The 12,377-nt window shown below is 30.8% G+C and carries 11 protein-coding genes; 3 read left to right on the plus strand and 8 right to left on the minus strand.

What is annotated here, in order from left to right; genetic code table 11:
• The coding region (locus tag RSC72_RS03195) for a DUF6428 family protein (protein WP_332578420.1) at positions 1 to 152 on the plus strand (152 nt) is incomplete at its 5' end.
• A gap of 18 nt (positions 153 to 170) precedes the next feature.
• Complete coding sequence (locus RSC72_RS03200) at positions 171 to 695, plus strand: class I SAM-dependent methyltransferase (protein WP_442878308.1); 525 nt, start codon at positions 171 to 173, stop codon at positions 693 to 695.
• Between the two features lie 330 nt (positions 696 to 1,025).
• Here RSC72_RS03200 and aceA read toward each other — a convergent pair whose 3' ends face one another.
• Both aceA and aceB read right to left on the minus strand, forming a co-directional pair.
• A complete protein-coding gene (gene aceA, locus RSC72_RS03205) occupies positions 1,026 to 2,303 on the minus strand; it encodes an isocitrate lyase (protein ID WP_442878307.1) in 1,278 nt (425 codons plus the stop codon).
• A 64-nt stretch (positions 2,304 to 2,367) separates the two neighbouring features.
• Positions 2,368 to 3,951, minus strand: coding sequence for a malate synthase A (gene aceB, locus RSC72_RS03210; RefSeq protein ID WP_332544445.1), 1,584 nt, complete (start codon positions 3,949 to 3,951; stop codon positions 2,368 to 2,370).
• 115 nt (positions 3,952 to 4,066) lie between these two features.
• Here aceB and RSC72_RS03215 point away from each other — a divergent pair, with 115 nt between their 5' ends.
• A complete protein-coding gene (locus RSC72_RS03215; RefSeq protein WP_332544444.1) occupies positions 4,067 to 5,557 on the plus strand; it encodes a helix-turn-helix domain-containing protein in 1,491 nt (496 codons plus the stop codon).
• 56 nt (positions 5,558 to 5,613) lie between these two features.
• On the opposite strand, the gene RSC72_RS03220 is transcribed toward RSC72_RS03215, so the two are convergent.
• From RSC72_RS03220 to RSC72_RS03245, 6 genes are all read right to left on the minus strand, one after another.
• Positions 5,614 to 6,501 carry a polysaccharide deacetylase family protein gene (locus RSC72_RS03220; protein ID WP_332544442.1) on the minus strand — a complete coding sequence of 296 codons (888 nt, stop codon included), beginning with the start codon at positions 6,499 to 6,501 and terminating at the stop codon, positions 5,614 to 5,616.
• Between the two features lie 78 nt (positions 6,502 to 6,579).
• Positions 6,580 to 7,395: an HAD family hydrolase gene (locus RSC72_RS03225; protein ID WP_332544440.1), complete on the minus strand. Its 816-nt coding sequence runs from the start codon at positions 7,393 to 7,395 to the stop codon at positions 6,580 to 6,582.
• A gap of 48 nt (positions 7,396 to 7,443) precedes the next feature.
• Entirely contained in the window at positions 7,444 to 8,250 is an 807-nt protein-coding gene (locus RSC72_RS03230) for a TerC family protein (protein ID WP_332578410.1), read from the minus strand.
• Positions 8,251 to 8,470: 220 nt separating this feature from the next.
• The gene (locus RSC72_RS03235; RefSeq protein WP_332544438.1) at positions 8,471 to 9,976 is read right to left on the minus strand and encodes an FAD-dependent oxidoreductase; all 1,506 of its coding nucleotides are present in this window, start codon (positions 9,974 to 9,976) and stop codon (positions 8,471 to 8,473) included.
• A 245-nt stretch (positions 9,977 to 10,221) separates the two neighbouring features.
• Positions 10,222 to 11,016 (minus strand): porin family protein, encoded by a 795-nt coding sequence (locus RSC72_RS03240; RefSeq protein ID WP_332544436.1) that lies wholly within the window; start codon positions 11,014 to 11,016, stop codon positions 10,222 to 10,224.
• Between the two features lie 5 nt (positions 11,017 to 11,021).
• Positions 11,022 to 12,104 (minus strand): PCMD domain-containing protein, encoded by a 1,083-nt coding sequence (locus RSC72_RS03245; protein ID WP_332544434.1) that lies wholly within the window; start codon positions 12,102 to 12,104, stop codon positions 11,022 to 11,024.
• Positions 12,105 to 12,377 lie beyond the last annotated feature (273 nt).

Raw genomic sequence — 12,377 nt, forward strand, 5'->3', positions numbered from 1 at the left:
ATTTGGATTTTAATGGTAGAAATTTTATACTAAAAAATAAACAAACTGCTTGCTTGGCTTTAGATGCTTGTGGAATTCCTATAGAAAAACAAAAAGTAAATTTAGGTGAATCTCAATCTGCTTGTTGTACACCAAACTCTGGATGTTGTTAATTAAAATTTGATTCAAATATGGAAAATTTTAATAGAAAAAATCATTGGGAAAATATTTACGATACTAAACCTTTAGAAACTGTTAGCTGGTATCAACCCAATCCCGAAATATCAATAGATTTTATTCAACAATTTAACCTTTCTAAAACTGCTAAAATCATTGATATTGGTGGTGGAGATAGCTTCTTTGTAGATCATTTGTTAGATTTAGGCTTTGAAAATATTAGCGTTCTCGATATTTCTCAATCTGCGATAGATAGGGCAAAAGAACGACTTGGTATAAAAGCAGAAAAAGTTAATTGGTTAGTGGTCGATATTGTAAATTTTCAACCTTTAGAGCAATACGATTTTTGGCATGATAGAGCAGCTTTTCATTTTTTGACTTCAGAAAATGAAGTCAAAAATTATATAGAAACTGCAGCTAAATCTATTTCATCAAACGGAATTTTAGCAATTGGAACATTCTCTGAGCAAGGTCCTACAAAATGTAGTGGAATTGAAATAAACAGTATTCAGAAAGTTCATTATCAAATCTTTTCTTGAATGATTTTGATAAAATTGAATGTTTTAAAGTTGATCATTCAACGCCTTTTGATACTATTCAGAATTTTGTATTTTGCAGTTTTAGAAAAAAATAGATTAAAAAACAATGTATTTTAAGTTGCAATAAACGATTAAAAGTCCTGATGTTCTAAATACTTCAGAAGAACGTTAATTCAATCTTATAATCATTGTATGAGAACTTTTAGTTAAAGCTTCTGTTTTAAACTTTTAAATATAAAATTTGGTTGTGAATATTTTTTATTTTAATGTTTACCACAAAAAAAGGACATCGTTGCGGGATGTCCTTTTAAATTGAAAAGTATGTAAGTATTAGAATTGTGCGGTTTCCGTACTTTCAGCCATTGCTGTAGTAGACGAAACACCTTGTTGCACTGTGTTTTGTACGTAATCAAAATATTGTGTTCCTACAAAAGATTGATGTTTTACTGCTGCAAAACCTTCATCTTGCAAAGCAAATTCTCTTTCTTGTAATTCAGAATATCCAGCCATTCCTTTTGCTTTATAAGCGCGAGACAACTCGAACATAGAAGTATTCATTGCATGGAAACCTGCTAATGTGATAAATTGGAATTTGTAACCCATTTCTGCTAAATCTTCACGGTATGTTTCCATTTGTGCTACAGTCAAATGTTTTGCCCAATTGAAAGACGGCGAACAGTTATAAGCTAACATTTGATTTGGAAATTTTTCGCGAATAGCTTGTGCAAATTCTCTTGCCATACCCAAATCTGGATTAGAAGTTTCCATCCAAACTAAATCTGCATAAGGAGAATAGCTCAAAGCGCGATCAATTCCTTGTTCCAAACCATTTTTTACATTATAAAATCCTTCAGAAGTTCTACTTCCTGGAATAATAAAACGTTGATCTCTTTCGTCAATATCAGAAGTAATTAAATTTGCAGCTTCAGCATCAGTTCTTGCAACCAAAAGAGTTGGCGTTCCACAAACATCCGCAGCTAAACGCGCAGCAACTAATTTGTTAATAGCTTCTTGTGTCGGAACTAAAACTTTTCCACCTAAATGTCCACATTTCTTTGCAGATGATAATTGATCTTCAAAATGAACACCAGCAGCACCAGCTTCTATCATTTGTTTCATCAATTCATAAGCATTTAAGTTTCCTCCGAAACCAGCTTCTGCATCAGCAACAATCGGAACCATATAATCAATTTCTCCTTGACCTGTAACAGATTGTATTTCATCACGACGACGCAACGAATTATTAATACGTTTTACAACCATCGGAACAGAATTTGCTGGATAAAGTGATTGATCTGGGTACATTTCTGCTGAAAGATTTGCATCCGCAGCTACTTGCCAACCCGAAAGATAAATTGCATTAAGACCTGCTTGCACTTCTTGTATAGCTTGATTTCCATTCAAAGCACCAAGTCCTGCCATAAAAGGTTTTGTATTTAATCCTTCCCAAAGTTTTTTAGCTCCTAAAGTCGCTAAAGTATAATCAATATCTAAAGATCCTCTTAGTTTGATGACATCTTCTGCCGTGTAAGGACGAGTAACTTCTTTCCAGCGTGGATTAGTTTCCCAATCTTGCTGAACTTTCTGAATTCTTTCTTGATTGCTCATAATTGTAATTTTTATGTTTTGTTTAAGTATGGTTGACTGTGTATTACTTTGGGATATGGGCTTTTTAAATATATTTATAGGCTTCTAATGTTAAAAATTCTGTAAACTTGTGAGATAAAACTAATTCATCAAAAATTGTGATTGCTCGATCAAATTTTCCTGATTTGTAGCTTTCTTCTCCAACTAATTCTTTTATTTTCTGAACCTCTTCGGCTCTTAATTTTTTATATGTTTCGGCATTAAATTCACGCCCATTTTCTAGTGTAATGTTTTGATGTAGCCATTGCCAGACTTGTGTACGAGAAATTTCCGCTGTTGCTGCATCTTCCATCAAATTATACAAAGCAGCTGCACCTTTTCCAGATAACCAACTTTCTATGTATAGAATTCCCACATTTATATTATCACGAATTCCTTTTTCAGTCACTGTTCCTTTCGGTAATTCTAATAAGGCTTCTGCAGTTGTTACAACATCTTCACGCTTATTATCAATTTGATTAGATTGAGGCATGTATTCATCAAAAATATCCATTGCAACAGAAACCAATGCTGGGTGTGCAACCCAAGTTCCGTCATGTCCATTTTTTACTTCGCGAAGTTTATCATTTTTCACTTTATCAAATGCAGCTTTATTTGCTTCCTCATCATTTTTGATAGGAATTTGAGCTGCCATTCCGCCAATCGCATGAATATTACGTTTATGACAACGCTGAATTACAGCTTGCGAATACGCAGACATAAATGGTGAAGTCATCGTTACTTGAGAACGATCTGGAACAATAAAATTTGGGTGTTTTTTTAATTTTTTGATGTAAGAAAAGATATAATCCCAACGACCACAATTTAGTCCTGCGATATGTTCTTTTAATGCATAAATAATTTCGTCTAATTGAAATGATGCTGTAATTGTTTCAATCAAAACTGTTGCTTTAATTGTCCCTTGTTGTATTCCTAAATAGTCTTGTGCAAACACGAAAACATCATTCCACCAACGGGCTTCTGCATGATGTTCTAATTTAGGAAGATAGAAATAAGGCCCACTTTGCTTGGAAAGTAACGTGTGTGCATTATGGAAAAAATATAAACCAAAGTCAAATAGTGAGCCTGATATTTCTTGCTTGTTGATTACAACATGTTTTTCATTCAGATGCAGTCCTCTTGGCCTTACCAATAAAACTGCAGTATTATTATTTAATTGATACGTTTTTCCTTTAGATTCTAAAGAAATTGTACCATTTACTGCGTCTTTTAAATTTTGTTGACCTTGTAGATTGTTATCCCATGTAGGAGAATTACTATCTTCAAAGTCAGCCATAAATGTTTTTGCTCTAGAATTAAGAGCATTTATCACCATTTTACGGTCAACAGGACCAGTTATTTCTACACGTCTATCTTGTAAGTCAGTAGGAATAGGAGCGGCTACCCAATCACTATTTCTAATATCTTTTGTTTCTGATAAAAAAGTAGGACAATTTCCTAAATCAAAAAAGATTTGTCTTTCATTTCTTTCAGCTAACAATTCAAGACGTTTGTTATTGAATTTTTTGTGCAAAGCAGTCAAAAATTCAATTGCTTCTTTTGTCAAAATGTCCGGATAACTATCCAGTACATGATGTGATAATTTTAATTCACTTGTAATAGTATCCATTTTTTGTGTTTTTGTTGTAATTTTGGTTTTGGTTATCAGCGGAAATTAACTTTCAGCGAACGTTCGCTAAATTATAAAAATTCGTTTACATTTACCAAATATTTTTAAAAAAATTATGCAAGAAGAATATATTAAATTAATTTTTGGATTAAAACTAAAACAAGTGAGAGCCTATAAAGAATTGTCATTGTTTAAGTTATCTAAGTTAACAGGGCTTTCGAAATCTTATTTAAATGAGATAGAAAAAGGTAAAAAATATCCAAAAACTGATAAGATTATTTTGCTTGCAGAAGCGTTAGAGATACCTTATGACGAAATAGTTTCACTAAAATTGGATAAAAATTTGGCGCCAATTGCAGAAATTTTACAATCTAACTTATTACAAGAAATTCCTTTGGAGCTTTTTGGAATAGAAGAAAGAGATTTGATTGAGATTATTTCTAATGCTCCAATGAAGGTAAATGCTTTTATTTCGACATTAATAGAAATCGGTAATAATTATAACTTAACAAAAGAAAGTTTTTATTTGGCTTCGTTACGCTCTTTTCAAGAAGCAAATGATAATTATTTTCCAGAGATAGAACAATCTGCAAAGGTTTTTCTAAAGGAATATTTAGTTAATTCGGATGATTATGTGACGAATGAAGCGCTGGAAGAATTATTGAAGGAGGAATATGATTATACGATTATTTACAAGGATTTTAAAGATTTAGGAGCGCCAGAATTAGCTAAATTACGTTCGATATATATCAAGGAGAAACATTTGTTGTACATTAATTCGACAACAGATAATGATCAAAAACGATTTATTTTAGCAAAAGAATTAGGTTATAATTATTTGAATTTAACCGAAAGACTTTATACATTTTCTTGGGCAAGTTTTGAGACTTTTGATCAATTGTTAAATAATTTTTATGCTTCGTATTTTGCGGGTGCATTGCTTTTACCAGAAGATAAATTACTGAAAGATATGCAGAATTTATTTGCACTTGAATCGCATGATTTATCAAAATTTCAGGAAATATTAGGAAAATATACCGAATCTCCAGAAACAGTTTATCAACGAATGACGAATTTGTTGCCAAAACATTTTAATATTCGCGATTTATTTTTTCTGCGTTTGTCTACAAAAGTTGGTTCAAATTCATTTAAATTAACAAAAGAGTTACATCTTAATCAACAACAATCGCCGCAAGCAAACGAAACGGAGGAGCATTATTGTCGTCGTTGGGTTTCATTAAATGTTTTGAAAGAATTAGAAAATCAGAAAGATGATCATCATGAAATTTCGGCTCAGATTTCTATTTATCCATTCAATAACAATCAAAAATATTATGTGATTTCTTCGGCGACAAAAGATCCATTTAATCCTAATTATTTACGAAGTGTAACGATTGGTGTTTTATATAAATCGGCACAGCGAAAAATAAAATTTATGAATGATCCTCAAATTCCTATTCGTGAGGTAGCTGTTACATGCGAAAATTGTGGAATGGAAAATTGTACAGATCGTGCAGCAGAACCAACTCGTTTCGAAAAAAATATACGTTCTAAACGTATAAATGTAATTATTAATGATTTTATAAAAGAAGAAAATAAAGTTTAAACGTAAAAAAGCCTCTAAATATTTAGAGGCTTTTTTATTGAATATTTTATAATCAATTAACTTACAGTGGTGGGATAATTCGAAATACCTTCAATCACAATTTTTGGATTATTTTTAAGTAAAACAATCAATTGTCTTAGTTTTTCTGTATTCAAATCGCTGTTAAACATATCGTCGTGCATCAAGATAACCAAATGATTTTTCTCAAATGTTTTATTTTGATCCAATCGATGTACAATTCCATCATATATTTTTTCAGGAGCTGTTAAACTTTGTGCATTTCTATCCCATTCAAAATCCCAACCATAAATATAATATTGGTTTTTAGCAAGTAAATCTGCTGCTGGAATCGCATTTTTTACAGGATCATTTTTCTTTCTATTTCCTAATCTCCATGTGTTACGAGCAGGCAAACGTACCCAACGCGAATGTATATCTAGTACAACTTCATTTTTCTTAATATCTTCCAAAACACCTTCTGGCATACCGTAAAAATGTTTGTATTTATTGCGTGCATGCGAATAGGTATGATTTGCAATTTCTACATTAGGATTTTGCTTATAATCTTCTACATTTTGCTTTAATTCTTTTGTAAAAGCATTAAAACCAACCAAGAAAACTGTTCCTTTTACATTTTCTTCCGTCAATATTTTATTGATGTTTTTACTTCCTTTATATGGTCCATCATCAAAAGTTAAATACACATATTGCTTTGTAGAATCAATAGGATTTTTATGATCATCTTTTGCTATTGTATCTGATAAATGCTTTAAAGAGTCTGTTTTTATCGTATATAAACTGTCAGAATCTTGTTGCAAAATTTCTTTTGGCTTAGAAATTTCGATAGAAGAATTTGTTGAAATTTGATCATTTTTACATGAAAAAGTAATCAATAGCGAACTTAGTAATAAAGCATTTTTTAAATGCTTGTTCAGGATAAACATGATTGATTTAGGTTTTGAGCGAAATTAGTAAATATTAAATTATCTCTGTGTTAAATAATAATGTTATTTGTCAGTTAATTAAGTGTTTACGGTTTCTAATTGTTGTAAATAATTTTTAATAGTTTGTAAAACACCATCATCATCATTAGAAGGAGCTAAAAAATTAGCTGCATTTTTAACAATTGGATGTGCATTTTGCATGGCGAAACTATATTTAGCCAAATTTAACATTTCCAAATCATTCATAAAATCCCCAAAAACCATGATTTCTTCGGAAGAAATATTTAATTTTTTCATTAAAGTTTCTAATGCAACACCTTTGTTCGACTTTTTGTTCATAATATCCAACCAAACTTCGCCAGAAACAACTACTTTCAACCCATATTTTTCGAACGCTAATACATTTTTGTAGACATGTTCTTCTGTTCCTTTTGGATGATTTATAGCAATTTTAATAAATTGTTCATTTTCGATTTTTGTTAAATCATCAACCCATTCATTTTTGGCGTAATAGTTTTTATAATACTCGATAAAAGTATTGTCTTTAGATTCTACATAAGCTGCATTTTTACCAGCCAAAACAATATTTGCACCGTCTATTTTGCGAACTTCTTCGATGATTTCTTTTACTACAGAAAAATCTAATTCATCTACAAAAACCTCATTTCCTTTGTAGGTAACAAACGTTCCGTTTTCTGCAATAATGGCTAATTCGTCTTTTATATCTTCAAAATAATTTACAATACTGTAAAACTGACGACCACTTGCGGGAACAAAAATGATGTTATTTTCTTTTAATTGTTGATAGATTTTATGAAATTCTGGATTTAAAGTATGGTCTGAACGCAATAAGGTTCCGTCCATATCTGTCACGATTAATTTTATATTTTGCATGGAATTTATTCTAATAAAAAAGGCCTCAATTTGAGGCCTTAAAGTTACTTATAAATTTTTGTTTTGTTCTTCCTCGTTTCCGACAATATTTCGGACAATTCCAGGATTTGCATTTTTCTTCTTCATTTTTAAGTTCAAGAATTCTACTAAAACAGAGAATCCCATCGCAAAATAAATGTATCCTTTTGAGATATGTTGATCAAATCCTTCAGCTAATAATGAAACTCCAATTAATAGTAAGAATGATAAAGCTAACATTTTTACAGTAGGATGATCGTTTACAAATTTAGAAACTGCACTTGCAGAAAGCATCATTACAACAACTGCGATAATAACAGCAACTATCATTACTTCTATATGTTCTGCCATACCAACTGCTGTAATTACAGAGTCTAAAGAAAAAACAATATCTAAAATTAAGATTTGTACAATTGTTCCTGCAAAAGAATGTATTTTCACTTTTCCGCCTTCTTCTACAACACCTTCTATTTTGTGGTGAATTTCTACTGTAGATTTATAAATTAAGAATAAACCACCAACTAATAAGATTAAATCTCGACCAGAAATGGCTAATTTATCGTGCCAATCGCCAGAAGTTATACCAATCCAATCACCAATATTGAACATCGGATTTGTTAAACTCATAACCCAGCTTAGTGAGAATAATAAAAGTACGCGGGTAAACATGGCTAAAAATAAACCAAGTTGTTGAGCTTTCTTTTGTTGATGAGCAGGTAATTTACCTGATAAAATAGAGATAAAAACGATGTTGTCAATTCCTAAAACAATTTCTAACATGGTTAATGTAAATAATGCGATTAACGCATCGGGCTGTAAAAAAATACTAAAGTCCATACATAAATTTTGAAGCCCGAAAATACAATGAATTCAAATTTTAATATTGTGTAAATAATTATTTAATGTTAATTTAATATTGCGAGATAATTCTACTGAAATTTAATTGATTAGGTATGTAAATAAAACAGTGAGTTGAGGTTAGGATAGAAATGTTAATGGTTCTAATTATGTGATAAATAAAGTTTTCTTGTGTTTTTAGCTTCGAAAAATGATAAATTTACATATTAGACGACCATTTAGAACCAAAAGTTACATTTCCTTCTTGTAAAACAATTTCAGAATGAAGAAATTTTGCTGCGTCGGCAGATTTTTTCACTTTGACACTACTACGGTCTATCATTTCTTTTTCATAAGATTCTAAAACTTCATTACGTAAATTAATTTTAGTATTTGAATGATTATAAGCAGATGTTATTTTCTGTGCTAATAATAAAGCGTCTAACAATGCCTGATTTGCACCCTGACCTTTGAAAGGACTCATCGGATGCGCTGCATCACCAATTAATGTAACTGGTCCTGCATTTTTTAACAAATCTTGACTTAATAAATCTCTATCATAAACAGGATATCCTGTAATTTCTTTCGTTTCGGTAGCAGCTATAATTTGTGGAATAGGAGAGTGCCATTGCGTTCTTTTAGAAACTTCGTTTTTTAATTCTTCAGCTCCTTTTTTACTCAAAGTCTTCGCATCATCTTCTGAAATTGGAAAACTAAATTGCCACATAATAGCATCTTTGTCGTAAGGCATCATATACATTCGTTCTGTTCCATTTGCTGTCTGAAACACAGTAGCTCCGTCTAACAAAGGATTATCAGAATTTTCTAAATCATTTAATTTACAAATTCCTAAAATAACGATACAACCTAAATAGCGTAAAGGACTTATTTTTTCATCAATCAATAATCGGCGAACAGAACTGCGTATACCATCTGCACCAACAAGTAAATCTGCTTTGAATTGTTTTTGAACTCCATCAACATCAAAAGTTAATTCTATATCTTCATTAATTTTATAATCAATTAATTGATGATTCCATAAAACTTGATTATCGCCTCCCAATTGGTCTAAAAAAGCCAATCTCAAAGATTGCCGAGCAATATGAATATTGGTATGTTTATCTTTATTTTTATCCTGAATAGCGTCTTTATCAAGTAAATTTCTTAATCCCCACTTTCCAATAACATTTCCATCTACATTATGCGCAAAATGTAGTGTAGAAACGATGCCTTCGTCTAAAGTCGGAATTCCGAATTTTTTTATTTCTTTACTTGCTTGTTGTAAAGTTAATCCGTAACCTTGAGAACGATCATTAAAAGAAGAATCTCTTTCGAAAAGTGTAAAAGGAATTTGTCGATGCAAACAAGCTAATGCCAATGCAACACCACCAATTCCGGCACCTACAATAGCGATATGAGGTTTTTTGTCATCTGCCAAAGGACGTTCATCAGAAATCATCAAACCAGTACCTGAGCAAGAAGTACAAATTTGCATGGATTTTTTTGGTTTGATAGGAGGAACGATTACATTTTCATCTTTTTTATATTGAGCAAGTGCAAATTCATAACGTAAGAGTTTCTTTTTCGAAATTCCTTGGCTCTTTTGTCCATTCCCATTACAGGTTTTACAGCTGATATAATTTACTATTTTACTCAATTCTAAACTATTTTTTGCAAAAATATGATTTATATGAATATTTGAGAAATATTTTAACTCGTTGTTCATTTTGAATTAAAATTCGTCAGTTCTAATGATTTTTAGAAATGACACTTCGATAAACTCAGTACAAGAATGAATAAAAATTGTATCGAGAATAGAATTTTATCTTCTAAAACCTTATCTCGATACAAAATTCTTATAAAATTCCACTCTAATTGACGGTTTAATTGCTGAAATTAGCAAAATGCACAACGGGTTTCTGTTTTATTTTAGTAATATTTATGTTTACTTTTTTAATGTTGATTGAAAAGCTAGAAATTATAAGCAAATCCAGTATTTCCATAAATGTTATACATTTTGAATGAAATTGCTTCGAAATCTTTTTTGAAAACTTGTTTATGTGCCATTGTAACATCAAAAAATAAGCTAAAATGATTCTTTAATTTATATTCAACCCCGAGCTGACTTCCAAATTGAAATGTGCTTAAATAATCTGAAAAATCATACAAACCTTTGGCTGTATTCTCGAAAGTTGTAGGCTCTCCAATAGGACTTCCTTCTCTAAAAACACCGTCATAAATATATCCTGAAAAGGATTTATCAATCAATGCAGAAAAGTAAAATCCACCATACAAATTCCATTTTGTAGAAGTATTCCACACTAATAAAACAGGCATAGAAACATACGCATTGTCCATTTCAGTAATCACATGTCCAGTAAAAAAACCTTTCGTTTGGGCACTAGTATCATCTTCTATTTGCGTATAATAGTTTTTTACTTTTGCTTGGGTTTTCATTCCGCGACCTTCTACATGTAATCCGACTCGAATTCCAAATTTATGTTTATCATTAAACCATTTTGTAGCATTTGCACCTAATCCCAATTGTAAAGTAGGATTATAACTTTCAATTTTTCGAATTTCTGAAGGCATTCCAATTGGAGAAGCTCCACCAATACTAAATTGAGCTTTGACTTGATAATCTATATTTTTCTTAAAAAATGAAACTTCATTTTGTTCTCCATTTTCAATTTCTTGGGCATTTATTATAAGAAATGAATTGGATAGGATGATAAATGTGAAAATTTTTTTAATACAGTTTTCCATTTTTTCTAATTATAAATTAATTCAACTTCATTAACAATTAATGTACTTCCGATAGCACCTGTAAAATAGGCTCCATCAATACTCGATGACATCACGATGGCTAAAACATATTCTTTCGTAGGATCATATTTTTTTCCTTCGACTAATTTGAACGGAAAATTAATTTCTCTCCAATTTGAAGTTTCCAAACGATCTGCTTTCGATACTCTTGCAATAGCAACATTTCGAGGATCTTTAAAATCATGATCTCCGTATAAATAATTATCTTTTGCTTGTGACTCAAAAATAATAGCATAAATATCAAACGAGTCAACTGCTCCTGAAATTACTTTAAAATCTTGATCTCTCACTTCTTTTCCAGCTTTATATTTATAATAGGTGCGAACAGATTTTGGTAATTCACCTGAATAGGGCAATCCGAATTTGGTCGATTTTAGCGTATTGAAAATATTTGTTTTGAAGCTCCCAAGAAATAAATTTCCTGCCGCAATAGGATTTCCAGTTGCAGCAGCAAAACTACTTGTATAAAGAGTTTGCATTTTGGCTGCATAACCTCCATTTCTACCTTTTTCTACTGTTGTAGGATATTCATCGGGTGTTTTATTTCCAGCGACAGTTACATAGCCTGAATTTCCAGTGGCCCAATCATAAATTTTATCACCATTAGAACCTATTGAATAAAAGCGATAATACCGATCTTTATCCGTTAATTCGGCTTGATTAAATAAATATGAAGTACTTAATTCATCAATGTTAAAACTGATTGTATATACTTTTTTCCAACGTTTATCTTGAGCAGTTACTACGGCAGTTTGTGTTGTTGAATAATCGCGAAGAGTTCCATTAACAGGATCAATGGTTGCATTGGGTGATAGAATAAAAACTGGAGCTTGATTTTTCAAATCAATATTAGATTTTACTCTAAATTCAATCGAATTATTGGTAATAATTGGATCTGTTTTGAGATACTGAGGTGGAATATAAGCTTCTAAAATATCCGCATTTGTATCCAATTCTTCTTCTTGTATACAAGAATTAAAAAAAATAGGTAGAAGAAAAAAAGTCAGAATCGTAGTTTTTTTTATCATTAGGTGCAATTGAAACATTAAATTTAATGAAAAGAAATTCATTATTTCTGTATTCCAATATTAAAGATACTCTAATATAGATTTGTTGTGGTAGTCCCTTTATAAAATTCAAGAAAAAGAGTAATTTTATTTTCTGAAATTTTTCTTTGTTTGAGAGTGATTTTTCATAACGATTATATTTGATGGTGTACATTTATACACCATTTTTAGTAACTAAATAATATTGGTGTACAATTGATGTACAAATAGGATAATTATTATCCTTTTAACTAT

Origin of the sequence: Algoriella sp. (assembly GCF_036647415.1) — a bacterium.
Lineage (GTDB): Bacteria > Bacteroidota > Bacteroidia > Flavobacteriales > Weeksellaceae > Empedobacter.